Genomic DNA, 23,685 nt, shown 5'->3' with positions numbered 1-23,685 from the left:
GATGACCCCGACAGCCCTGGTGGCACCCCCGGCGGTGGAGACCCGCATCCTCAGCCTGCTGCTGCCCCACCACCGCACATCCGGACCGTCCTCGCCCGATCCGCTGGACCACCCCGAACAGCTGCGTCAGATACGGCAGTTCACCCGGACCGGTGAGCCGGTCCTGTTCACCCTGCCCGGCTTTCCCTGCAAGTCACCCAACCCCGCCAAGGTGCTGGGCCGGCTGCCGGACGAGGGCGAGCGGCTCTCCCTGGCCTTCCTGGACCGGCTGTGCGCACGCATCGGCGAGATCTACCCGCCCGGCGCCCGGATGCTCATCTGCTCCGACGGCCATGTCTTCGCCGACCTGATCCAGGTGCCGGACGCCCATATCGATGCCTACGGGGACGAGCTGAGGGCCATGATCCGCCGGGACGGGCTGCACCATCTGGACACCTTCGACCTGCGCGCGGTCCATGGCGACCTGCCCTATGACACCAAACGTGCCCTGGTCACCGAGGAGTTCGCGCCCACCCTGGCCGAACTGCGTGAGCGAACCCGCACCGACGAGGAGACCGCCCGGCTGTACCGGGGCATCACCCGCTTCCTGGTGGAGGACACCGCCGGCTTCTCCGGCAGCCGCTCGGCCCTGCAACGACAGTGCCGGGAACGGGCCTATGGGGTGATCGCCCGCAGCCGGGCCTGGGGCGGACTGATCGCCTTCCATCACCCCCGGTCGGTACGGCTGTCCATCCACCCGCAGCCGCTTGGCGCCGCCAAGTTCGGCATCCGGCTGCTGGACGCGCCGGACGCGTGGGCCACGCCTTGGCACACGGCGGTGCTCCGGGACGTGGGCGGTCACGCCCGGCTGATGCGGCGCGCGGAGGCGGAGCGGCTGGGGAGGCTCGCATTCCGCGAGGGGCGCCCCAGCCACTTTGTGGCTTTCCAGGGCTGAAGGGAGAGCCCCGTCAGGGGCGCGGGGAACTGCGCGATCAGCCCAAGGCGGCCCGCGCCTGACCCGCAAACCGGCTGCACAGGGTCGCTCCATGGTGAAACCGCACCAGCGGTCGCATTCCGGGTGCGGGACATCCGTGGTTGTTCGCGCAGTTCCCCGCGCCCCTGACGGGGCGCACCGCTCCGGTGGTCGAAGGCGATCAAAGGGTCACCCGTGAGCGGATGCTCGACCACAACCGCGCGAACCCCGAACACTTCGGCCAGCAGCTCCGGGGTGAGAACATCTCGCGGCGCACCAGAGGCCACCACCGCGCCGCCGTGCAGTACATGCAGCCGGTCGCACACCGACGCGGCCGCGTTCAGGTCATGCAGCGACAGCAGCGTGGTGCGGCCCAACTCCCGCAGGATGCCCAGCAGTTCCACCTGGTGCCGGACGTCCAGATGATTGGTGGGCTCGTCCAGCACCAGTACCTCCGGGTCCTGGGCCAACGCCCGGGCCAGCAGGACCCGTTGCCGTTCGCCGCCGGAGAGGACGGAGAAGCGGCGGTCACCCGCATCCGTCATGCCCACCCGGGCCAGCGCGGCGGACACCGCTTCCCGGTCGGCGCGGTCATCGGCGGCGAAGGCCCGTTTGTAGGGGGTACGGCCCATGGCCACCACCTCGCGGACCGAGAGCTCGAAGTCCGAACCCCGCTCCTGGGGCAGCGCCGCCACCCGGCGGGCCGCCTGGGCGGCGCCGAGTGCCCTGACGTCCGTACCGCCCACCGTCACCAGCCCGGCGTGCGGCCGCAGATGGCGGTAGACGGTACGCAGCACCGTGGACTTCCCGCTGCCATTGGGGCCGATCAGCCCGGCGATCTCGCCCGGCTCGGCCACCACCCGTACGCCCGAGACAATGGTCCGCCCGGACAGCACCACCGCCAGGTCCTCGATACAGGTCCTCATGCCCGCTCCAGCCGTCGGTCCAGCAGAAACAGCAGGGTGGGCGCGCCGATCAGCGCGGTCACCACCCCCACCGGCAGCTCCTGTTCGGGCAGCGCGGTACGCGCCAGAAGGTCCACCACCACCAGCAGCACCGCCCCGAACAGAGCCGAGACGGGCAGCAGCCGACGGTGGTCGCCGCCCACCACCATCCGGCAGACATGCGGCACCATCAGGCCCACAAAGCCAATGGCGCCGGAGGCCGACACCAGCACCCCGGTCAATACACTGGTGACAACGAAGAGTTCACGGCGCAGCCGGGCCACATCCACGCCCAGCCCGGCCGCCGTCTCATCGCCCATCAGCAGCGCGTTGAGCGCCCGGGCCCGGGCCGTCAGCAGTGCCAGGCCCAGCAGTACGGCCAGGGAGGGCGCGGCCAGGGTGGACCACTGGGCCCCGCCCAGCGAGCCCATCAGCCAGAACAGCACCCCATGGGTCTGCTGGTCGTCCCCGGCTTGGAGCACCAGATAGTGGGTGAAGCCGGAGAGGAACTGCCCAATGCCCACACCCGCCAGCACCAGCCGCAGCGGGGAGAAGCCCCCGCCGCGCCGGGCCACCGCCCACACCAGGGTGAAGGAGGCCAGCGCCCCGGCGAAGGCCGCCGAGGACAGCCCCAGCCCCAGCACGCCGCCCGCCCCCGCGCCCAGCACAATCGCCGAGACCGCGCCCAGCGAGGCACCACTGGAGATCCCCAGCAGATAGGGGTCGGCCAGCGGATTGCGGACCAGCGCCTGAACGGCCGTACCGACCAGTCCCAGACCCGCGCCAACCACGGCCGCCAGCAGTGCCCTTGGCACCCGCAGCCGCCAGACGATCAGATCCTGGGTGCCCGGCACCGGGGCCTGGCCGCTCACCCCGCGTACCACCGCCGACCACACCCGGCCCGGCGGCACCTGGGTGGAGCCCAGGCACACCGAGGCGACCAGTGCGCACAGCAGGGCGGCGGCCAGTGCGGCCGCCACCACACCGGTGCGCGGTGCCCGCCGCCGCTCCGGCAACTCCCGGGCCGGCGCGGCCACTTACTTCACCAGATCCGGGTGCAGGGTGTGCGCGATCTCGCGGACGGTGTCCGCGCTGCGTACCCCGCCGATGGTGGTGAGCTCGGAGTTGATGCGCAGGAAGTGCCCCTCCTTGACCGCCTTGAGGTCCTTGGTGGCCGGAAACGACCTCAGGAAACCGGCGGCCTCGTCGAACGCCTTGCGGTTGGCCTCCTCGCTGCCCCGGTTGCGGACCGCCAGCTGGATCCAGTCCGGGTCCTTGGCCACCACGTCCTCCCAGCCGACCGGCTTGAAGTCGCCCGCGCAGTCGGCGAAGACATTGCGGCCGCCGCCCTCGGTGATCACCGCGTTGGCCACCTGCCGGTTGCACACCGCCATTGGCTGCTTGGTGCCCGCGTCATAGTCGAAGAGAAAGTAGCCGGGCCGCTTGTCCTCCGGCACGGACTTCAGCGCGGTGCGCACCGCCTCCGTCTTCTGCCGCATCCCTCCCACCAGTTCGGCGGCCCGGGCGGAGGTGCCGGTCACCTTGCCAAGCTGCTCGATATCGGCCTCCACCCCGGACAGATCGGTACGCGGCGACTTGTCCGCCTTCGCGGCGCAGGCGGTGGACTTGAGGAAGACATGCTTGATGCCCGCGGCCTTGAACTCCTCGGGGGTCGGGGCATCGCCCGCCCCGCCCATGTTCTTCATCGAGGAGAAGGAGTCGATATAGAGATCGGCCCCGGAGGCCAGCAGCTTCTCCTTGGGGATCACCGTCCGGCCCAGCACCGGCACCTTGGCGCCGCGGTCCGCCAACTGCCCTGGCAGCGCGCCCTTTCCGGGCGGGAAGCCGGTACCGGCCACCCGGTCGCCCGCGCCCAGCCACAGCAGCAGCTCCAGGGCGGAGGCATTGCTGGTGACGATCTTCTTGGGCGCCGAGTCAAAGGTGGTCCTGGCCCCCATGCAGTCGGTCACGGTCACCGGGAACCCACCGCCCCGGGCACCCCCCTCGGCGGTCCTGGCGGCCGTACCTTCCTCGCTGCCACCGCCGCAAGCCGTCGCCGACAGAGCAACCGCGGCCAGCACACCGCACCACGCACGAGGGCGCATCAGAAACACTCCAGGAATTCGTTCCACCGGACACCGGACCCGAGATGACGGATCCGGAACAGGTAGTCGGCCGCGAACGGCCCCGGGTTCCCGCCCGGTGCGATGATCCCGGGAAAGGCCCGTTCGCCGATTGACCCGTCCACCCGACCGTCCGCCCCGAGAATCCGCCGAGGACCCGCCGAGGCGCCCTCGATGATCTGCCGAGGAGAACAACCGCATGGCCGAGCAGCAACTCCTGGAGATGCCCACCGACTGGCGCCGCGCCCTGGCGATCGTCGCCCACCCCGACGACCTGGAGTACGGGGCCGCGGCCGCCATCGCCACCTGGCTGGACGACGAACGCCAGTGCGCCTATCTGCTGGCCACCCGGGGCGAGGCGGGCATCGACACTCTCCCGCCCGCCGAGGCCGGACCACTGCGCGAACGCGAACAGCGGGAGAGCGCCGCGGCGGTCGGGGTGGCGGCGGTGGAGTTCCTCGACCACTCCGACGGTGTCATCGAATACGGCACCGCGCTGCGCCGGGACTTCGCGGCCGCCATCCGCCGGCACCGGCCCGAGCTGGTCATCACCCTCAATCACCATGACACCTGGGGCGGTGTCGCCTGGAACACCCCCGATCACCGGGCGGTCGGCCGGGCCACCCTGGACGCGGTGGCCGACGCCGGCAACCGCTGGATCTTCCCCGAGCTCGCGGACCAGGGGCTGCTGCCCTGGAACGGGGTGCGTTATGTGGCCGTGGCGGGCTCGCCCCGGCCCACCCATGCGGTGGACGCGCGGGCCGGACTGGACCGGGGAGTGGCCTCACTGCTGTGCCATCGCACCTATATCGAGGCGCTGACCCAGGAGGACCCGGAGCGCTATGCCCGCTCCTTCCTGGAGGGCAATATGGCCGCCGTCGCCGAGCGCTTCGGCGGGCGGCCGGGCGTCGCCTTTGAACTGTTCAGCCGCTGAGCTTGCGGTAGGTACGGGCGTCCTCGGCCGCGGCCAGCACCGCGGCCAGGTCGCCGCCCGCCGAGGCGGTGACCGCAGCCGCCACGGCGCCCTCCACAAAGGGGGTGTCCGCGATCCGGGTCCCGCCCAGCTCCGGCAGCAGTTCCCGGACGGTCAGCACCGCGCTGCCCATATCGCAGACGACCACCACCCCGGCCCCCTGGTCGGCCGCCCGGACCGCCTTGCGGACCAGCTCCGCGCTGGTGCCGATCTTGCCGTCCGGAAGGCCCCCGGCGGGGGCGACCGGCGCCGGGTCACCCGTGCCCACCAGGGCCTTGGCCAGGGCGGCGGTGGCCGTGGCCACCTCCCGGCTGTGCGAGACCAGCACCAGACCGACCCGCCCCGGCTCCTGGGGCCGCTCCTCCTTGGCCACCGCCAGCGGCTCCGGGTCCACCGCGCACAGCTCCGGGTCGGTGGCCTCGTACAGCGCCGTGACCAGCATCGCCGAGGAGGCGGCCCCCGGATCCAGATGACCGGTGCTCCGCTCGCCCAGATAGCTGGCCCGGCCCCGCCGGGCACGCAGCGGGACCGTGGCCTGAGCGCCGTCCCGGGCCGCCCGGGCCGCCGCGTCCAGCGCGGCCGTCACCTCCTGCCCGTCCTGGACGGCGGCGGTATAGGCATCGGACGCGGGCTGGAGCGCGTCCACCATGGTCTTGTCGCCCGGCGCCGAGTCCCCCAGCCGCCGTACGCTCGCCACCGCCGCGGCCAGGGCCTTGCCCAGCGCGGCCGGTTCCACCACGGGTTCCTCGCCGAGCACCTTGCCCATCCGGCGCAGCACCGTGCCGAAGAGCGGGCCGGAGGCCCCGCCCACCGTGTTGGTCAGCTGCGCCCCCACGGCGGTGAGCAGGGCCCCCGGCGTGTCGGCCGTCAGCCCGGACGCGGAGGTGAAGCCGCGCTTGAGATTGGCGCCATGGTCGGCGTCGCCGATGGCGGCGTCCAGATCGGTCAGATACGGGGCCTGGATGACGATCACGCGGGTGGCGCGGTCCAGGAAGCGGCGGAAGAAGTCCAGGTCGAGCGGGGCAGTCATCGCTGGCGGGCTCCTCGGGAGCGGCGGCTGGAAATACGAACGCTAGTGGACGACCCGGCCGTTCCGCCTGTGTAGCGGTTGTTGGGCGGTGGGTGAGATCGGGGGGTGTGGAGTGTGAGCCCGCCCATGAGACCCACGTCACTTACGAGCCTCTTTCGTGATAACCGAACGCCTGGGATGGCCAATTGGCGGAAGCGGTGTGCCCTCTGCATGGGGTTCTTTCGTAGGTCACACCCTTTGCCAGGGGGTTTTTGCGTCGCTAAGACTGGTCGGGTCGCAGGGCGCCGTCGGATCGAGACGCGGCGCTTCTTTCGCGCCGATGAGGGCCGCTGCGGCAGATTCCCCCCACTGGAAGGTTCAGCTCACTTATGCGTTCTGGCTATACCCACCTGACCAAGGCCCACAAGTTCGCCGCCGCCGGTATCGCCACCGCTGGTGCCGCCGCCCTCGCCCTGGGCGTGGCGGGCACCGCTTCGGCCGCCGAGTCCTCCTCGGTCAAGCCGGTCGCGTGGAATGCGCAGACCTTCTCCGGTGCGGGCCAGACCGAGCTGACCCAGCTGTCGGACACCGCCGCCGCCCAGGCCAAGGCCCAGGCCGCCACGGTCAAGGCCACCGCCGCCAAGAAGCAGGCCGACGCCAAGGCCGCCGAGAAGGCCAAGGCCGCCGAGAAGGCGCACGCCGCCAAGGCCGCCGCCGGCCGCTCCGAGGCCCGCAAGCCCATCGCCGCCCCGGCTGCCCCGGCCGCTCCGGCCCCCAAGGCGTACGCCGACAACCTGGACGGCTGGATCAGCCAGGCGCTGGACATCATGCACGCCAAGGGCATCCCCGGCTCCTACGACGGCATCAAGCGCAACATCATGCGTGAGTCGAGCGGCAACCCCCAGTCGATCAACGACTGGGACGTCAACGCCCAGGCCGGTATCCCGTCCAAGGGTCTGCTGCAGATCATCGACCCCACCTTCAAGGCCTTCCACGTGGACGGCACCTCGTGGAACATCTGGGACCCGGTGGCCAACATCGTGGCGTCCTGCAACTACGCGGCCAAGACCTATGGCTCCATGGACAACGTCAACTCCGCTTACTAAGACGGAGTGTTCCGACGGGCGGCGGCGCCCGGCCACCCGGCCGGGCGCCGCCGCCCGTTTTCCGTGAAGCGGGCCATGCCCAGGCGTCCCGGACGTCATCATGATGACTGTGATGCCCGATCCGCGCAGCGCACCGCCATCGCCACCGTTACCGCCATCGCCACCGCCACCGCCCACCTCGGCCGACGAGGCCCCCGTCTCCTCAACGGTCCTGGAGCTCTACAAGCTCGCCGTGGAAATGGCCGACCGGGTCTCCGCACGACGGGGCCTGGCCAATGCCTTCTTCCTCTCCATCCAGACGGCCTTTGTCGGCACCATCGGCATCAATCTCCTCAATCTCCGGCAGCAACCACTGTGGACCGCACCGGTGATCGCCCTGGCGGGCGTGGCGATCTCGATGACCTGGTGGCTCCAGCTACGCAGCTACCGGGATCTCAACCGGGCGAAGTTCGAGGTCATCAACTCCATCGAGACACGGCTTCCGGTTAAGGTCTTCACCGATGAGTGGGGCCATCTGACCCGGAGACCCATGGCCTCCTGGCGCAGCCGCTACGCCGAGCTCGGTTTCAGCGAGCGAATGATCCCCTGGGTCTTCGCTTTCTTGCATGGGCTGTTGTGCCTGGGCAGGCTGCTGACATGAGTTACCTGTGTGATGACGCCCGACTGATCCAGTCCCATCTGCCCCCGCAGGCCCGGCCGCCGGAGGACGCGGATGCGCTGTTCCTCATCTATGCCGTCCTGATGCGGGCAAAGGGCCTTGGTGTCACGGATGTTGATGTGCATGACGCCTGGGCGGCCTGGATGGAAACCCGAAACCCCGGTCATCCGGCCCTGGTTCCCTTTGATTCCCTGGACGAGTCCACGCGGCTCGCGGATCTCCCCTATGTCCAGGCCATTCACGCCGCCACGCGGGAGCGGGCCCGCCCCGGCCGGTCAGGCTGAGGACGCCCGGGTGCCCTGGCTGAGGTGTGCCATCACCGGGCGCAGCCGTTCCACGAAGTGCTTGTCGATTTTCCCGCGCCTGGCGCCCTTGACCGCCGATCTGTCGAAGTGCACCAGGTGGGGCTCCCAGCCCGCCGTGAAATAGATCATCGCCTTGAAGTAGAAGGCCCGAGATGCCCCCGGGTTCGCCGGTTCCGGCAGATCCGGCAGGATCGGGGGCTGCCAGAAGTCCCCGTACTTCTGCTTGAGTTCAAACAGCACGCCCTCGGCCTCGGCGATGGCCGAGGCCTTGAAGCGCTGGTACTCCTCCCGGTCGGTGACCAGCACCACCAGCCGGGAGGGGTCCCTGCGGCGCATGATCTCCACGTACTCCCACACCGTGCCGGGACCCGGTCCGGCGCCGAGGATGACCACCCGGGCGTTGTCGATCAACTCCCCTACGGTGTCCTTCCAGTCGTTGAGGGGGAGGTAGGTCCGGCGCGCACCGGATCCGCCGGGCAAGGGCTCGCCAGGCCGGCCGATCGCGACCATTGGGCCGAACTTGCGGAACATCCACCCCAGCCGTTCCTCATAGGTGCGCCCCGAACGCGCGATCGTCCGCGCGGGGTTGACAAAGGCGTTGTTGTTCTCCGGTGCCGGAGCGATACCGGACGCTGCCAGATCCTGGGTGAACGGGCGCAGATAGAGCACATAGGAACCCGGTGCGAGACCCGATACGGAGGTGATGATGTGCGCCGTGTGCACCCGGGCGCGTCTGCCCACGATCAGGCTGGCCAGCAGTAGCACGAGGCCCACCGCCAGGGTGCCGGTCAGCACGAGCTCTTCCACATACCAGGGCGGGCCATGGTAACCGGGCGCGCTGGTGCGGGATCCCACCGTCCGCATACGGCTCACACTGACCAGAACGGCGACAGCGCCCGCCAGGCGCAGTATCCAGCCCGTGACTCGCATGCTCCAGCCAAGTGCCTTGCGCTGCACGGGAAAAGAGGCATTTTCCATTCGGCGGCCACCACCTCTCGTTCCTCTGCGCTCACTGTGGCAGACGGGGTGGGGTGGCGTCAGAGCATCGGACAATGCCGCGTGCTCTGTGAGGTGGTGCGCCGGCGCTTGGGCAATGCCGTTGCGAGGCAGTTGCACCTGGTCAGCGCGGGTATGACGGTTGTGGCTGCAATCGAATTCGCGTGCCATGGTGGGCGGCATGGCAGGGACCCACACTCCTACGCACGGCCATGGCCACGATCACCACGGTCACCGTCAAGGGCATGCTCACCATGACGGCGGCCGGTGGGCACGATTGCGCTGTCGGGGTCGGTGGCGCTGCTGGGGGACACCATCCACAACGGGGCCGACGCCCTGACCGCGGTGCCTTTGGGCATCGCGTTCATCCTCGGTCGTCGGGCGACCACTCGCCGCTACACCTACGGCTATGGACGGGCCGAGGACCTGGCCGGCATTGCGATCGTGGTGACGATCGCCGCCTCCTCCGCCTTGGCGGCCTACGAGGCGGTCAACCGGCTGCTGCACCCGCGTGACCTCACCCATCTATGGGCCGTCGCCCTCGCTGCCGTGGTCGGCTTCGTCGGCAACGAGTGGGTGGCGCGCTACCGCATCCGCACGGGACGGAAGATCGGCTCCGTCGCCCTGGTCGCTGACGGCCTCCATGCCCGTACCGACGGGTTCACCTCGCTGGCCGTCCTCCCCGGCGCGGGGGGTGCTGCGCTCGGCCGGCACCTGGCCGACCCCATCGTCGGTCTGCTGATCACCGCCGCGATCCTTATGGTCCTGCGCGACGCGGCCCGGGAGGTCTACCGACGCCTGATGGATGCCGTGGACCCGGCCCTGGTCGATTCCGCCGAGACCGCGCTGCGTGCGGTGGAGGGTGTGCGCGGGGTGGGACAGGTGCGGATGCGGTGGATCGGTCACGCGCTGCGTGCGGAGGCGGAGATCGTCGTCGATCCGCACCTGACCGTGGTACGGGCCCACGAGCTGGCGGTGGCCGCCGAGCACGCTCTTGTCCACGCGGTGCCCAGGCTGACCGCCGCCACGGTCCACACCGACCACACCATGATCGAGGGAACGGATCCGCACCGGCTGCTGGCCCACCACGGCCCTCGCTGACCTTGAGCCACCGCCCGGGTCGGCGTCCGGGGTCCGCAGTTCGGCCCTGTCAAGTGCCCGGCGCGGACGGACCGTTCACCCGCCTTCGGCGAGCGTCAGGGCGCGCTGCGCCAGCCACAGGTCGTAACGCGCGCTGGGAGAGCGGAGCAGCGACCGCTCCAGGAGCGCCTCGATACGTGCGAGCCGTTTGCGGGTGGCAGTGGCCGAGATGGAGAGCATGGCCGCAGTCGGGCCGAGCCGGCCGTCATTGCTCAGATAGGTGGTCAGAGTCCGGTCGAGTTCGTCCGCGAAGGGTCGCGTGCGGATCGGGTGCAGCTGCTGGTGGGCCCATGCCACCGCGGCCGGCCGCAGCAGCAGGTCGTCGAGGGAGCGCGTGGTCCCGGCGTCCCGGTTGTCGCAGGGTATGCCGTCCGCGCGGAGGGCGAGAGCCAGCAGCGACTGGTCCGCCAGTCGGTCGAGGTTCAGGTCCAGCAGCTCCGCGATGTGCTTGAGGCGAGCGGACAAGGTGTTCCGGTGGATCTTCAGGTGTGCGGTCGCCTGGGAGGAGAAGGTCAGCCAGGACACCGCCGTGGCCATGAGTTCCCCGCTGTCGGGGTCCTGGGAGCGTTTCGCCGAGTGGGCGCGCAGAGGTGCCAGCACCTCCTTCGCCCAGGTGGCCGCGGCCGGCCCGATGGCGAGCGCCAGATCCGGCCGGCCGGCGAACCGGGCATGCCGGACGGACTGGTTGCGGGCGGCCGCGAGGGCATGGAAGGCCTGCGCATAGCCGGTGGCCGTGTCCCGCAGCGGCAGTTCCTCGCTCGCGCCCACCAGGCAGTCGTCCGTCAGCTCGGCGAAGATCTCCTCCAATGCCGGGGTGCCGGCAGATGCGATCACCAGGATGTGGTCCACATGGACCGGGCAGGGGACGACCCAGGCGTCTTCGGCCACCTCGGTACAGCGGGCCGAGAGCTGCTCGCGTACCCGGGGCGGGCACTGGACCACATAGAAGCGGATCAATGGGGGCAAGGGCAGATACAGCGCCCCGGCGACCTGATGGGCGGCCGCGAAGTGCCCGTTCATCAGCAGGTGCAGCACCGCCTCCCGGCTGCGGCCCTCGGCGCGTTCGGTCCGCCGGCGCAGCCGCTCGGCGTGCTCGGCCTGCCAGCACAGGCTCAGGGCCGACGCGGCGTCGGCGAGCAGCGTGGGCAGGTGGGCCGCTACCGGCCGATGGGCGACCGCGGCGAGGGCCGGCGCGCGGACTCCACGCGGGGCATCCAGAGGGAAGAGCAGCACCGTGTGGTTCGCACCGTCGATGGCCATGGAACGGAGGCGTCGGGACGCGATTTCCCGCAGTCCGCGGCGGATGAGCTCGGCGGCCTCCCCGTCCGGGTCCTCGGCCGGGTCCAGGGGCACCGCGGCCCCGGCGGCATCGATCAGCCCGACCCGGGTGCCGGTCCGGTCGGCCAGCCAGCGCAGGAGCGACCGGGTGCCGTCCTTGCGGGCCGCGCGCTGCATCGCCAGCACATCCTCGGCCCGCTGCGCGCGCCGGTTTGCTCCCTCGCTGCCGACATTCGCCTGCATGTACATACCGCCCCCCGATGACAAAGGGTACAGCGGTATCTGAACCGAGATCACTTCGGTTTTTCCGGCCGCGAATTCAGGACTTACCGTCCGGAATCCGCTGGGCGGTGGCGAGGGTGTGGCCGAGTGCACGGCGATCGGCCGCGAGCGCGACCTCAGCGACATGGTGCGCTTCCCGGCAGTCGCGGGGGCACTTCCAGGGTGGTGGTACCCAAGGTGCGTTGGGCGCCACCGCCGCAACCGTCGTCGGGTACGGGCAGCCGGCGACGATGCCCTTCCGCGCCTGCGGGCCTGCGGCGGCGAGCACATCGGGAGGCAGGTTGTCATCGCGAGGGTACGGGCCTCGCAGCCGCCGACCGGCAAACCACGGCAACAACCAGTCGCCACCCAAGGCTCGATTGCACAGTGAGCGGTGCTGTCCCCGCCGAGGCCAGGACGCCGGCCGGGCTCGGTGCCCGGCGCGCCCGGATCACTGTGCAAGCCTTCACCGGAATCGCCCGTTCACTGTGCACATGGAACCTTTGTAGCGCCAAGGCATTGCCCTAGATTTTTGAGCAGCGGTTGATCAGGGAGGCAGACCTTTCCAACCGGTGCTTCCGCGGGGCAAGTTGAAGCGAGTTCCTTCACGGCGGCAGGGGACAGTGAATGGGAAGCCGTCGATCAGCCATCCGCGGTCGAGACCGAGAGGGCCGCCTTTGCGCAAGCCATCGAAAAACCATGTCCGCATCGAAGCGGGCCTGGCTCTGACCATCCCGTAACAACCACATACGTGCCGGGCGGTGTCTGGTGGGGGCCGGCCGCCGCCCGGCGCATTACCGGCGCCGCCCGCTCCTCGCCGCCACCGGCTGAACAACCAAGCTCCCGCCCGCCCTTCAGGACGAGGCGCGCCGAGTCGTGCCCCGGCATAAGCACCGGAGACCACTTGGGGCGGTGTCGGAGCATTGCCCGGCCCGGTGCCCGGACGTTGCCGGGTATGCGTATGAGGGAGCGCGGGGAACCGCGCGTGGCCACCGGGCTCGCCAAAAAGGCTCGCGGCCGGGAATTCCGGTCCGCAAGGCCCGGGGGAAGGGGGAGTTCAGACCGCGGTGTCCGTGCGCCGACGGGCGCGGGCCGCGCGGATGGCGGCTGCCACCAGGCCGCCGGAGACGACGGCGAGGCCAGTCCAAAGCCAGGGGGCGTACCAACTGGACAGTGACGGCTTGGAAGAGTCGGAAGCCAGCGGCGGCGGATCTTCGGCTTCCGCGGAGACGATCAGGTTCTGAGTCACGCTGTGCCGTCCTCCGTGCGAGGGCACCGTCACCGGATAGACCCCCTCGGGAAGGTTCCGTCGCAATTGGATATGCCCCGCATACACATAGGGCCCGTTCTCCGCGTCCTCCCGGAGATCCGGATCGTCACTGGTGCCCATGCGCAGGGTCAGCGGGTGCTCGAAAGCCGGCGACTCTGCATGAAGGATTCCGGCCTCGTCGTCATGGACAGCCAGGGAGACGGCTGCCTGCGCACCGGGACGCACCCAGTGCGATCTCTCCGCTGAACCGACGGGGTTACGTGCATAGCGGGGGTAGATGTCGAAGCGACGCACGTACCTGTAATTCGGTACCTCCGCCACCGTTACCTCAGTGCTGGCGATGTCCCGTCCGTGATAGACCGCAACAACCACATACCGGCCCGGATAGTCGGTCGTGTAGTGGCCGTACTCGTTTGCGCTCTCCGTCGCTTTGTTATCGCGCGGCGCGACTTCATAGTTCGGGAAGAAAGCTGACAGGTGGTCATTGGGATTGACCGGTCGGGCTTCGATGGTGGCCTTGTCCCAGCCTGGCGGCATCCCGCTGAGATGGGCGACGGCGAGTCCACCGGCCTGTACCGGCGTGTGCCCGTGCGGACCCAGGCCGAACACCTCAAGTCGCGGCCGCGAAGGAGCGGTCGGCGAAGCGGGACTCGAAGGTGAGGGCGTCTCAGCATGAGCCGGTGCGAGGGAGAAGAGCGCCGCTTCTGTTCACGGTTGTTTCCCTCAACTCCCCATCTATAGGGCTCTATTGGGCTGCCCCAAACTGTTCTGGGGTGATGATGAGTCGAAGTGATCATGTCGTGTTCGTGCTCGGCCGCACAATCATTTTGTGAGCCACTCATCTTCTGGGCTTTGCTTGAGTCATGGACTTCCGCAGACTCAAGGTGGTCAACTCTGGGTGCCCTGGATGCCCCTGAGCTACGGGCAGCCAAAGGATTAAGACAGTGGTGATGGGCAATTCAGCCGATCTTGACGAGGGGCGCCCAAGCTGCTTCCCCAACCCCCGGCATCTCTTTCATGATCACTCCTGTTCAACGGCGACCGCACCACAGTGCGCGCCGTCCATGCCCGGCTCGATCAGCCGGAGCTCACAGCGATGGGAGAAGAGCGTGAGAATCACCAGACTGACCACGGCGACGGCTGCCATAGCCACGGCGGCAATCTTCAGCACCGGCCTCTCCTCGGCCGCCATGGCTGCCGAGCGCGACGCCCAGGACGGGCCGACTTCCGCCCTCGTCGAACCGGCCGCGCCCCTGACGGCCCAGGAAGAACTCAACTCGGCTGACGGGCAACGGTTCATGGCCGCGCTGGACGTGATCAACGCGATGCCCGACAGCGTGGCGGACCAGGGAGAGGCAGCGGTCCGGGCATACCTGGCCGAACACCTCCCCACCTATAACGGCGGGGCCGTGGCCTTCGGCTGGTGGCAGACCACCAAGTGCGTGGCCGCCATCAGCGCTGCCGTCGCCGGCGGCGCGGTTCCTGTTGCCAAGGTCCTCAAGCTCAAGAAGTTCATCAGCAAGGCGGGAGGCGTAAAGGAAGCGGCTTACCTGCTGATCCGTATTGCCAAGGGCGAGGAGAAGATCAGTGAACTGGGCGCAACCCTTGGCGGTTTGGCATCGGCGGTGCTTGGTGTTGACTCGATAAAGAAGCAGTGCCGTTGACCGGGGAGTCCCCAACGCCATGACGAGTACCAAGACACGCACAACAGCTCTGATCACGCCGGTCCCGCAGGAAGCCCAGGGCGCGGCGAAGGCTCTGGCGGCCCAGGGCCGCACGGCCCAGGCCATCCGTCGGCTGCGCAAGGAATCCGGTCTCGGTATTCATGTGGCACCCGTCGCCCTGGACTTGCTCACCCAGGGTCACGCCCTGCCTACCGATTACCGGCAGGCAGTGGACGCACTGCGTCGGTGCGATGCCGGGCTGGTCAGTGAGATGACGAACCTGCTGCATGACGGGGACCAGGACTCGGCCATCAAACTGCTCCGAGAACAGACCGACATCGACCTGGCCGGCGGATATCACCTGGTCATGGCATTGAGAGCGCGACCCGACGGGCGCTGACCCCATAAGGGAGGGCCTGGACACTTCGATCGCGGCCAAGCCCGGTCGCATTGAGATCGACGTCCCCGTGGATCCCTGCACTCCGAGCCAACTGGCCGCGCTGACTCGCTGCATGCGCGGCGGGCGGTGCTGGATTCCTCAACCGAGGGGCTGCCGGCTCGCTTAGAGGCCGCGCGGATAGGGATGCGGTCATGGTCGGTGGTTCCGGCCTTCTCCCAGTCGTGAGTCGTCCACGCCTGCCGGATCAGACTACGCACGGTGATGATCGTGTCGGCTCGAAGAATGCCACGATGACGGGGGTGCGCCGCTCGTAGCAGCGGGCGGGGAGACTGCTGCGGCAGCCACTGCTTCCTGGCGGACGGCTGCCCGCCGTGCCTGTCCTCAGTTGACCTCTCGCACCCTTGCAGCGGTCCGCTCGGCGAGCTCGCGGATGCCGTTCGCGGCGTTCTCCGAGAGCTTGCCGAGTATGGCGTCCGCGGCGGTGAGGAGGGCACGGGTCTCCTCGGGGCGGCCCGCGTCGGCCAGGGCGAGGGTGAGCCGGTAGTGCTCCTCGGCGATGAAGCGGCCGAGGTTGACCTGCTGCCAGTGGCGCAGTGAGTCGTCGCCCGGGGTGGCCAGGGCGTCGCGCACGGCGGCCAGGCTGTCCGCCGCCTGCGGCAGCTGGCCCGCCTCCCGCTCCAGGCGGGCGAGGGTGTGCCGGGCCGAGGCCCGGTCCCATGCCGTCTCCTGAAGGGCGGCGTACAGGCGCTGGGCGCGCAGCGCCTGGGGAAGGTCGCCGAGTTCCTCGAAGTCCCGGGCGAGCCCGCTCAGCGGAGCCGTGGCCAGGGTGCGGGGCGCCTCGGGGCGGCGGAGTCTGCTCTGGTCCATGAAGATGTTGTCGAGTTCGCGGATCAGCGTCACCCGCGCGAGGTCCGTCATCCCCTGGGCCCGCGCCAGGTCGGTCCATGTGGAGACCGGCTCGTCCGACGGCTCCGTCCCGAACATCGACTCGTCGAGCGCCCGCGCCCACTGTTGCAACTCGTCCGCGCTTGCACCCGGTTCCGGCATACCGCCCAGGCCGCACGCTGTGTCGAAGTCCGTCTCCCGGACCTCAAGCAGCAGCGGCAGATCTCCGGTGTCCCCGCGCAGCCCCACCAGCACGGCCGCGAGCCGCAGTTCGTCCGTCATCGATGACCGCGTCTCATGCCGCAGCAGATGCCGCAGCAGCTCCAGATCGCCCTCGGCGCGGTCGAACTGCGCGGCCCGCAGGGTGATCCGGCGCCGGACCGGGTCCTCGGCGACTTCACACCATGCCGTGCGGTCGCCCTCCCGCAGGCAGGCGAGATCGGCGCGGCCCGCCGCGAGCACTGGCTCCCACAGCGGGGGACCGGCCGGGCCTATCCGGTCGTACGCGCACCCCTCATCCGCGTTGAGCAGTACGAAGTCCGGCTCGGTGCGCAGCAGCGCGGCACGCAGCCTGCCCAGCAGCTCGACCGGGGAGCGTTTCGGGAAGCCCAGCGCCGCACGGAGCTCGGCCCGCTCCTCGTCGATTCCGTAGTACTCACGGATCTCATCCTCGGTCTCCGCGACGCACGCCAGGATCTTCTCCTCACCGTCGTCTGGCGACAGATGTGTGTAGCCGCGCCAGCCGGGCAGGCCGATCACGAGCTCCAGGGTCTCATCGACACTGGAGCCGATGATCCCCGCGGCGCCCTCCGAGTCGGCGTAGAGCACCGAGCCGTCCGCGCACACGAAGTACGTACCGCCGGTATCGTCCCCGGCTACCGTCTCCAGCGGCCCGCCCGAGGCGAGGCGGACATCCTCGACATGGCCGTGGGCGGCGCGGTCCAGGTCGAAGTCGAAGGGGAAGGCGGCCAGTTCGGCCAGGCGGCGGTCCTGCCGCAGCAGCCATAGCGCGTGATCGGTCATGTCACAGAAAGTAACACCGCCCACTGACAACGGACTCGTGGCCTCTGCAGGAGGCCGTGCGGATAGGGGTCGGTCATGGTCGGCGGTTCGGGCGTTCGCCCCAGCGGTGGGTCGTCCATGCCTGCCGGATCAGACTGCGCACGGTGATGATGGTGTCGGCGAGGTCGAGGAAGGCGTCGATGACGGTGGTACGCCGCTCGTAGCAGCGAGCGAGGCGGTAGGAGGCGTTCTGCCAGGCGTGGGTGCGTTCGCATGCCAACGCCGACTGGCCTGGATGGGTGCTTTCTCCCCTTTGTATGCATACATCCGTGCAGGCCCCGTTCGCTGAGTAGCGTGCGGGTCTTGTCCGAGTCGTAGCCGGCGTCCAGGTGCACGGTGATGTCGTCGGGTAGCGGCCCCAGGTCGTCCAGGCGGTCCAGGGTCGGGGCGAGTAACGGGGAGTCGTGGCGGTTGGCACCAGCCAAGACACGACCCAGTGGAATGCCGTACCCGTCCGTCATACCCGAGCGTTTCAGGCCCTGTTTGCCACGGTCGACCGGTGAGCGACCGGCCACCTCGCCGCCCCCGGGAGCCTTGGTGATGGAGCCATCCACGGCAATCTCGTCGAGGACGAGGCCGACGATCCGGTCGTAGGAGTCCGGCGCGATCTGCTTGAGCTGGGCGAAGACGCCGAGTCGTATCCACTCGTCGCGGCGGCTGCGGAGCGTGGTGGCCGAGCAGGTCGTGTCGGCGATCGCCTCGTAAGAACAGCCGAAGCGCAGTAGCTGCAGGAGCTTGCCGAAGATGATCCGGTCGTTGATGCGTCGGCGGTGGCAGCCGAGTGGATGGTCCGGGTGGAACTCGGGCCGCTCGGAAAGCAGCGCCACGAATTGATCCCAGAGCGGTTCCGTGAGCCATGACGGCAGCGCGGGCACAGGTCTCCCTCGTGATCACAGAGCGTCGCAACTCCATGATCACCGGGACTTGTGCCTGTTCTGTTGCCGGGCCCCCAACCACACCTATCCGCGCGACCTCTTACTCACCAGGCGGCCGGTTGTACCGGTCCATGGCGGCTTTGGACGTCGAGGCGTCCTTGAAGACCAGCTCCCAGGGGCCGGTGTTGACGTCGAAGTCTTTGCCGAACCCGACCCATTTGCCCGTCATCTTCCGCCCCGTGGGCTCGATGAGGAGCTGGATCGCTCCGTGGTAGACGGCTCCCGAATAGTAGCCATCCGGAGCCGTCTCCTCGCGCCAGGTACCGGTGACGACGTTCCCCTCCCGGGTCAGGTCAAGGGTGAGTGGGGAGTTGGGGTTGGTGGAGCCTTCCGGGAGTGAGCGGGCGGTCAGTTTATTGCCGTGCTGGAGTACCACGACATAGTGCTCGCCGGTGAAGTCGGCTCCCCGGCCGGATGAGTGATACTCGTATCGGGACAGCCAGATGCCCGACAGGGTGCCGTGATCACTGTGCTGGGTCATGGGGACAGCACCTCCTTGGGCTGTTACGGCGCGCTCCGCAGCCGCCTCGCCAATCCGCGAGATATTGCCTGTTCGCCTGTGCGGCACTGGTGCTCCGAACCCTAGAGCCTCGACCGGGAGCCCCGTCACTCGCTCCAGGGCCCTTGCGTATACGGGCCGGGGATTGAGGACCTGGCCGGACTCCCAGCGCTGGACATTGCGCTTTGCGCAGTCGTTGGGCTCGCCCGCTTCCTTCCCTGCCATGCGTATGGCTAGGGCCAGGTCGTCCTGGGACATGCGCAAGCTCATCCTGACTGCACGCAGAACCGTGTTCGGTTTGGCCACACTCTCGAAGGTACGGCGCCGGACGACAGTTGGTCAGGGGTTTTGACCAATGAGTGTCGCCGGAATGACGTCTTGACGGTCGCCGCGCCATCTTCCAGTCCGCCGATACATCTATGGCGCTGATGGAGGCACTGCCGAAGGGACAAGTCCGCATGAGTATCCGTTCCATGATCCGGGCGAGCGCCGACCCCGTTGACGGGGCGCGGAAGGCTCCGGAGTGGATCAAGGACGCAAGGGAGCGACGCCATCTTGTGCTGATCGCCGGACAGCACTCGGACATCGTCCAAATGGACTTCGCGCTGGCCCGTATCGTCCTGGAACGGCTCCGCGACAGCGGATGCCCCGTCGGGCCATGCCTTATCAACCGTGCTGCCCGGGCCAGTTGGTGGCTCCTGCCGCTTGGTACGGGATATCAGCTCTCCGGGACGAAGGGCGTCCAACTCCTGGACGCCGGACACAAGTTGACGGCTCCGCTGCCAGGTGCCTATGACCCCGACCGCCTCTGGAGCTCCCCGCCCGGCGGGGCCCGGCGTCCGGTCCGCCCAGAAGAACTCCGCTTCGCGCTCGCCGCCGCGCAGCGGGCGTGCCGTACGGACCCGTACACCACCCCCGAGTGCCGGCTCGGGCAGCACGGCCGCTGTCCGGGCAACACGGATATCCGGCGTATCGGGGCGCCCGAGCATGAGCCCCCGGTGCAGCGCCTGCGTTGCGACTGCGACTGTGGGCATCCGAGTTGAGAACGGGGCCGTGCCAAGCGCCAGGACGGACCGCCCGGCCCCGTACCCGGACGTTGCCGGGTATGCGCATGAGGGGGCGCGGGGAACCGCGTGGCCACCCGACGATGGGGTGAGGGTACGGTCCCGCAGCACTGGAGGCGAGCCCCCCGCTCAGCGGGTGAGGCCCGTCCGCGGCCGTCCGCTGCAAGATCTCTCACCCCGTGACGTACGCGGCCCGATCGGGCATACTCCAAGCGCCACAGCCGCAGGTCACGGCAGTCCGCGACCCGGCACGGGACCATCGGACTGGGCAGATATCCGAGGACGGGCACCGACACCCCGGGCGGCCGTCTTCGCAGTGTCCCAACAGGGAGGAGACGGCCGACATGACCGAGCATGGTCCGCAGGCGGTGGAGCGTCAGCTGCCCACCGAGGAGGCCCGCGATCTGATCACGCTGGTGCGGGAGATGGCCGCGCGGGAAATCCGGCCGAAGGCCGCCGAGGAGGAGGACGCCGGGCACTTCCCCCGGGAGCTCTTCCGTCTGCTGTCGTCCTCGGGGCTGCTGGGGCTTCCGTACGGCGAGGAGTTCGGCGGCGGCGACCAGCCGTACGAGGTCTACCTCCAGGTGCTGGAGGAGCTGGCCGCCGCCCGGCTGACCGTGGGGCTGGGAGTGAGCGTGCACACCCTCGCCTGTCATGCCCTCGCCGGGTACGGGACCAAGGAGCAGCAGGCCGAGCACCTGCCCGCGATGCTCGGTGGCGGGCTGCTCGGGGCGTACTGCCTGTCCGAGCCCTCGGCCGGTTCCGACGCGGCCTCGCTGCGTACCCGGGCGACCCGGGACGGCGGGGAATGGGTCATCGAGGGCACCAAGGCCTGGATCACCCATGGCGGGATCGCCGACTTCTACACCGTGCTGGCGCGCACCGGCGGGGAGGGCCCGCGCGGGATCACCGCCTTCCTGGTGCCGGGTGACGCCCCCGGGCTGACCGCGGCCCCGCCGGAGCGGAAGATGGGCATGAAGGGCTCGCCCACCGCCCAGCTGCACTTCGACGGTGTACGGGTGCCGGACGCGCGGCGTATCGGCGAGGAGGGGCAGGGCTTCGCCATCGCGCTCTCCGCGCTGGACTCCGGGCGGCTGGGGATCGCCGCCTGCGCGGTCGGGCTGGCCCAGGCGGCGCTGGACACGGCGCTGGCCTTTGTGGAGGAACGGCGCCAGTTCGGCCGTCCGCTGGCCGACTTCCAGGGGCTGCGCTTTATGCTCGCCGATATGGCCACCCAGATCGAGGCGGGCCGGGCCCTGTACCTGGCCGCGGCCCGGCTCCGGGACCAGGGGCTGGCCTTCGCCCGGCAGGCCGCCATGGCCAAGCTGTTCTGCACCGACGCGGTGATGCGGGTGACCACGGACGCGGTGCAGCTGATGGGCGGCTATGGCTACACCGCGGACTTCCCGGCGGAGCGGTATATGCGGGAGGCCAAGATGCTGCAGATCGTTGAGGGAACGAATCAGATTCAGCGGATGGTGATCGCGCGGCATCTGGCGGGACCGGAGTCCCGCTGAGGGGGCGCCCCTTCCGGGGCGCGGGGAACTGCGCGACCAGCCACGCACGGCCTGCGGCCGGGACTCGGCGGTCGTGGGCAATATCCGCGCTCCGTCGGGGGCGCCCCGGCAATGGAACCGGCGTCTGCCGAAGACCGTTGCCGTTCGGCCGCGCGTTGCGTGTGGCCGTTCGCGCCCACGCGGCGGAGCCGCATATGTTGCCGCCCCGCGCCCCTGACGGGGCGCGCCCGGCGATGAACCCGGCGTCTGCCGGGGGGCGTTGGCGTTCGGCTGCCGGCAGTGGGTGGCTGGTCGCGCAGTTCCCCGCGCCCCTGATGGGGCGCCGTTCTAATGGATGGCCAGTTCGGCCAGTTCGGGGATGCGGTCAACCGCCTCGCCCGGCGCCGGGAGGGCGGAGGTGTCCTTGAGGCCGGTGGCCGTGCCCAGGGCGATGACCAGGCCGCCGTGGTCGTGGGCCCAGTGGCGCGCGGCGCGTACCGCCACCGCGGAGGAGGCCTCCAGGAACAGGCCCTGGCCGGCGAGGACTTGGCGTTCCGCCAGGTACTCCTCGGCGGGGAGGGCCAGTGCCGCGCCGTCCGACTGCCAGAGCGCGTTGAGGGCCTGCCAGGCAGGTGTGCGCTCGCCCAGGGAGAAGGCGGGGGAGAGGCGGTGGTGGATCCGGGTGCGTTCCTGACGCGCCCGGTCGCGCTGGGCGAGCGCGGCGGCCAGCGGAGCCGCCGTGTCCGGTTCGGCGGTGACCAGGCGGGGCGTCCGCGCCAGCAGACCCGCGGAGCGCAACTCCGCAAAGCCGCGGGCGATTCCGGACAGCAGGTCGCCCCGGCTGGTGGGCACCACCACGGCGGAGACCGACTCCCCGAAGTCCCGGGCAAGTTCATAGGCGACGGACTTATAGCCCTCATTGGCATAGGAGTTGCTGCCCGGCGAGGGATCGGTGTAGCAGGTCAGCGGATACCAGCCGAACCGTTCCACCGACTCCCGCAGCGCCGCCTGCCGGGTGTCGTGGTCGCCGCACACCACCCGTACCCCGCCCAGAGCGTCGATCTGGGCCCGCAGCGGCCCCGGGACCGCCGGCGTGGTGAAGACCACGCAGCGCAGTCCGGCCCGCCCGGCGTAAGCGGCCGCCGCGGCGGCCGCGTTGCCGGAAGAGGAGACCGCCACCGTGTCCGCTCCCGAGGCCACCGCCGCCGCCACGCCCACCGCCATGGCGCGGTCCTTGTGCGAGCCGGTGGGGTTGGCGCCCTCGTACTTCACCACCACTTCGCCGCCCCGGGGCGAATCCTCAAGCGGGATACGGATGTTGGGGGTGGCGCCCTCGCCCAGGGTGACCGGCGGGCCCGGCACCGGCAGGGCGGTGGGCCAGCCCCAGGGCCCGCCCGGGAAGGAGTCCAGTGACAGGCCGGACAGATCCGCCGCCGGCGGCACCGGATTGACGCCCACGCCCTCCGCCCGGCAGACCGCACAGCCGGCGAAGTCCCGGACCTCGGCGTCACAGCGCGGGCAGTGCAGTGGTGGCAGGGCTGGTGGCATGTCAACTCCTCGGAGCAGCGCGGTGGATGCCCCGAATGTAACAGGCCGGACAGGGAAGGGCCCCCTACTCAAGGGGGCCCGGCGGTTTCAGGAGGGGCGGCGCATGGCCGGGACCCGCAGCGGGCGCGAGCCCGGTCCGCCGAGGTGGGAGAACGGCTGGGTCCGCCAGTCGAGCCCCTCGGGCAGGGTGAGCAGCAGGGCGGTGTCCAACTCCTGGGCCCCGAAGGGCTCATCGACCGGCTTGGCCTCGTCCGCCGAGCACCCGGAACCCGGGCAGACGGTCAGTCCGAAGGGATCCCAGGACGAGGGGCACAGGGCATGCTCCGGGAGTACGTCCTCGTCCGCCAGGAGGGCGATCGGGCGGGCACAGTCCGGGCAGGTGACCCGGAACATGGCGGTGAGATCGGCCGGTTCGTCCGCCCCGTACGGACTGTCACCGTCGTGATCGGGGCGTTCCAGGCTGGGCTGCATAAGTCTTCCCCCTTGGATGGACCTGGCCAGGCGTGCGTCTCGGCTCCGGCCACAGCAAGCACTTCCCTCGCGCGTGGCCGGGTAATCGCCCGGCCCGGGGGGACGCGGGGGCACAGGTGTGGCGTTCGTCACGCGACCAGTGCGCCTGTGGTGGCGCCGACTGTGCCGGGCACGCGCCGACGCAGTAGGTTGACCCCTCGTGGAGGAGTTGGACAGAGAGATCGTGGAACTGCTCGTCAAGGACGGGCGGATGAGCTACACCGACCTGGGGAAGGCCACCGGCCTGTCCACCTCGGCGGTGCACCAGCGGGTGCGCCGTCTCGAACAGCGCGGGGTCATCCGGGGCTATGCGGCCGTGGTGGACCCGGAGGCGGTGGGCCTGCCGCTGACCGCGTTCATCTCGGTGAAGCCCTTCGACCCCAGCGCCCCCGATGACATCGCCGACCGGCTGGCCGAGATCCCGGAGATCGAGGCCTGCCACAGCGTGGCGGGCGACGAGAACTACATCCTCAAGGTGCGGGTGGCCACTCCGCTGGAGCTGGAGCATCTGCTGGCCCGGATCCGGTCGCTGGCCGGAGTCTCCACCCGGACCACCATTGTGCTGTCCACCCCCTATGAGGCACGGCCGCCCCGGGTGGGCTGAACC

22 protein-coding genes and 3 pseudogenes are annotated in these 23,685 nt (G+C 69.9%); 11 read left to right on the top strand and 14 right to left on the bottom strand.

The window, feature by feature from the left end; translation table 11 throughout:
* Nucleotide 1 precedes the first annotated feature (1 nt).
* Nucleotides 2–934 carry an L-tyrosine/L-tryptophan isonitrile synthase family protein gene (locus tag CV755_RS04180; RefSeq protein WP_109278768.1) on the top strand — a complete coding sequence of 311 codons (933 nt, stop codon included), beginning with the start codon at nt 2–4 and terminating at the stop codon, nt 932–934.
* A gap of 173 nt (nt 935–1,107) precedes the next feature.
* Here CV755_RS04180 and CV755_RS04175 read toward each other — a convergent pair.
* The 3 genes and pseudogenes from CV755_RS04175 to CV755_RS04165 form a co-directional block, all read right to left on the bottom strand.
* Nucleotides 1,108–1,878 (bottom strand): annotated as a pseudogene (locus CV755_RS04175) (ABC transporter ATP-binding protein); the annotation flags it as partial.
* Complete coding sequence (locus CV755_RS04170; protein WP_109278767.1) at nt 1,875–2,933, bottom strand: FecCD family ABC transporter permease; 1,059 nt, start codon at nt 2,931–2,933, stop codon at nt 1,875–1,877. The pseudogene CV755_RS04175 and the gene CV755_RS04170, both read right to left, overlap by 4 nt.
* Nucleotides 2,934–4,001, bottom strand: coding sequence for an ABC transporter substrate-binding protein (locus CV755_RS04165; RefSeq protein WP_109278766.1), 1,068 nt, complete (start codon nt 3,999–4,001; stop codon nt 2,934–2,936).
* Nucleotides 4,002–4,218: 217 nt separating this feature from the next.
* Between CV755_RS04165 and CV755_RS04160 the strand changes: the two genes are divergently transcribed.
* Nucleotides 4,219–4,953: a PIG-L deacetylase family protein gene (locus CV755_RS04160; protein WP_109278765.1), complete on the top strand. Its 735-nt coding sequence runs from the start codon at nt 4,219–4,221 to the stop codon at nt 4,951–4,953.
* Here the strand turns inward: CV755_RS04160 and CV755_RS35795 are convergent.
* Complete coding sequence (locus tag CV755_RS35795; RefSeq protein WP_241560983.1) at nt 4,943–5,434, bottom strand: PTS-dependent dihydroxyacetone kinase phosphotransferase subunit DhaM; 492 nt, start codon at nt 5,432–5,434, stop codon at nt 4,943–4,945. The two genes, CV755_RS04160 and CV755_RS35795, sit on opposite strands and share 11 nt — an antisense overlap.
* Nucleotides 5,411–6,022, bottom strand: a pseudogene (gene dhaL / locus CV755_RS35790) (dihydroxyacetone kinase subunit DhaL); the annotation flags it as partial. The gene CV755_RS35795 and the pseudogene dhaL, both read right to left, overlap by 24 nt.
* A 368-nt stretch (nt 6,023–6,390) precedes the next feature.
* On the opposite strand from dhaL, the gene CV755_RS04150 reads away from it, so the two are divergent.
* The 3 genes from CV755_RS04150 (at nt 6,391) to CV755_RS04140 (ending at nt 8,049) form a co-directional block, all read left to right on the top strand.
* The gene (locus tag CV755_RS04150; protein WP_109278763.1) at nt 6,391–7,107 is read left to right on the top strand and encodes a transglycosylase SLT domain-containing protein; all 717 of its coding nucleotides are present in this window, start codon (nt 6,391–6,393) and stop codon (nt 7,105–7,107) included.
* Nucleotides 7,108–7,219: 112 nt separating this feature from the next.
* Nucleotides 7,220–7,747, top strand: coding sequence for a RipA family octameric membrane protein (locus tag CV755_RS04145; protein ID WP_206608384.1), 528 nt, complete (start codon nt 7,220–7,222; stop codon nt 7,745–7,747).
* Entirely contained in the window at nt 7,744–8,049 is a 306-nt protein-coding gene (locus tag CV755_RS04140) for a DUF7701 domain-containing protein (protein WP_109278762.1), read from the top strand. Before CV755_RS04145 ends, CV755_RS04140 begins: the two co-directional genes overlap by 4 nt.
* On the opposite strand, the gene CV755_RS04135 is transcribed toward CV755_RS04140, so the two are convergent.
* The gene (locus tag CV755_RS04135) at nt 8,041–8,934 is read right to left on the bottom strand and encodes a hypothetical protein (protein WP_153068574.1); all 894 of its coding nucleotides are present in this window, start codon (nt 8,932–8,934) and stop codon (nt 8,041–8,043) included. The two genes, CV755_RS04140 and CV755_RS04135, sit on opposite strands and share 9 nt — an antisense overlap.
* Nucleotides 8,935–9,235: 301 nt before the next feature.
* On the opposite strand from CV755_RS04135, the pseudogene CV755_RS04130 reads away from it, so the two are divergent.
* Nucleotides 9,236–10,167: pseudogene (locus tag CV755_RS04130) on the top strand (cation diffusion facilitator family transporter).
* A 75-nt stretch (nt 10,168–10,242) separates the two neighbouring features.
* On the opposite strand, the gene CV755_RS04125 reads toward CV755_RS04130, so the two are convergent.
* From CV755_RS04125 to CV755_RS34495, 3 genes are all read right to left on the bottom strand, one after another.
* Complete coding sequence (locus tag CV755_RS04125) at nt 10,243–11,733, bottom strand: helix-turn-helix domain-containing protein (protein WP_241560968.1); 1,491 nt, start codon at nt 11,731–11,733, stop codon at nt 10,243–10,245.
* 1,069 nt (nt 11,734–12,802) lie between these two features.
* A complete protein-coding gene (locus CV755_RS04120) occupies nt 12,803–13,624 on the bottom strand; it encodes a hypothetical protein (RefSeq protein ID WP_109278759.1) in 822 nt (273 codons plus the stop codon).
* A gap of 412 nt (nt 13,625–14,036) precedes the next feature.
* Nucleotides 14,037–14,186 (bottom strand): hypothetical protein, encoded by a 150-nt coding sequence (locus tag CV755_RS34495; protein WP_161968585.1) that lies wholly within the window; start codon nt 14,184–14,186, stop codon nt 14,037–14,039.
* A gap of 19 nt (nt 14,187–14,205) precedes the next feature.
* On the opposite strand from CV755_RS34495, the gene CV755_RS04115 reads away from it, so the two are divergent.
* Together CV755_RS04115 and CV755_RS04110 are read left to right on the top strand one after the other, a co-directional pair.
* On the top strand, nt 14,206–14,679 hold the full coding sequence (locus CV755_RS04115; protein WP_109278758.1) for a hypothetical protein: 474 nt from the start codon (nt 14,206–14,208) through the stop codon (nt 14,677–14,679).
* A 19-nt stretch (nt 14,680–14,698) separates the two neighbouring features.
* Nucleotides 14,699–15,079, top strand: coding sequence for a hypothetical protein (locus tag CV755_RS04110; RefSeq protein ID WP_109278757.1), 381 nt, complete (start codon nt 14,699–14,701; stop codon nt 15,077–15,079).
* Between the two features lie 381 nt (nt 15,080–15,460).
* Here CV755_RS04110 and CV755_RS04105 read toward each other — a convergent pair whose 3' ends face one another.
* The 3 genes from CV755_RS04105 to CV755_RS04095 all read right to left on the bottom strand — a co-directional run bounded on the left by CV755_RS04105 (nt 15,461) and on the right by CV755_RS04095 (nt 18,718).
* A complete protein-coding gene (locus CV755_RS04105) occupies nt 15,461–16,987 on the bottom strand; it encodes a hypothetical protein (RefSeq protein ID WP_109278756.1) in 1,527 nt (508 codons plus the stop codon).
* The gene (locus CV755_RS04100; RefSeq protein ID WP_241560967.1) at nt 16,984–17,901 is read right to left on the bottom strand and encodes an IS5 family transposase; all 918 of its coding nucleotides are present in this window, start codon (nt 17,899–17,901) and stop codon (nt 16,984–16,986) included. The genes CV755_RS04105 and CV755_RS04100 overlap by 4 nt, the downstream gene beginning before the upstream one ends.
* Nucleotides 17,902–18,001: 100 nt before the next feature.
* Entirely contained in the window at nt 18,002–18,718 is a 717-nt protein-coding gene (locus CV755_RS04095; protein ID WP_193553347.1) for an XRE family transcriptional regulator, read from the bottom strand.
* A gap of 200 nt (nt 18,719–18,918) precedes the next feature.
* Here CV755_RS04095 and CV755_RS04090 point away from each other — a divergent pair, with 200 nt between their 5' ends.
* Entirely contained in the window at nt 18,919–19,503 is a 585-nt protein-coding gene (locus tag CV755_RS04090) for a hypothetical protein (RefSeq protein ID WP_153068573.1), read from the top strand.
* 365 nt (nt 19,504–19,868) lie between these two features.
* A complete protein-coding gene (locus CV755_RS04085; RefSeq protein WP_109278753.1) occupies nt 19,869–21,041 on the top strand; it encodes an acyl-CoA dehydrogenase family protein in 1,173 nt (390 codons plus the stop codon).
* A 327-nt stretch (nt 21,042–21,368) separates the two neighbouring features.
* Here CV755_RS04085 and CV755_RS04080 read toward each other — a convergent pair whose 3' ends face one another.
* Together CV755_RS04080 and CV755_RS04075 are read right to left on the bottom strand one after the other, a co-directional pair.
* Nucleotides 21,369–22,568 carry a pyridoxal-phosphate dependent enzyme gene (locus tag CV755_RS04080; RefSeq protein ID WP_109278752.1) on the bottom strand — a complete coding sequence of 400 codons (1,200 nt, stop codon included), beginning with the start codon at nt 22,566–22,568 and terminating at the stop codon, nt 21,369–21,371.
* A gap of 87 nt (nt 22,569–22,655) precedes the next feature.
* Complete coding sequence (locus CV755_RS04075; protein ID WP_109278751.1) at nt 22,656–23,039, bottom strand: hypothetical protein; 384 nt, start codon at nt 23,037–23,039, stop codon at nt 22,656–22,658.
* A gap of 199 nt (nt 23,040–23,238) precedes the next feature.
* On the opposite strand from CV755_RS04075, the gene CV755_RS04070 reads away from it, so the two are divergent.
* Nucleotides 23,239–23,682 (top strand): Lrp/AsnC family transcriptional regulator, encoded by a 444-nt coding sequence (locus CV755_RS04070; protein WP_030365423.1) that lies wholly within the window; start codon nt 23,239–23,241, stop codon nt 23,680–23,682.
* The last annotated feature ends 3 nt before the right edge of the window (nt 23,683–23,685 follow it).

The sequence above is a fragment of the Streptomyces orinoci genome, assembly GCF_003121295.1.
Taxonomy (GTDB): Bacteria; Actinomycetota; Actinomycetes; order Streptomycetales; family Streptomycetaceae; genus Streptomyces; species Streptomyces orinoci.
This window is presented reverse-complemented; position numbering and strand designations above follow the sequence as displayed.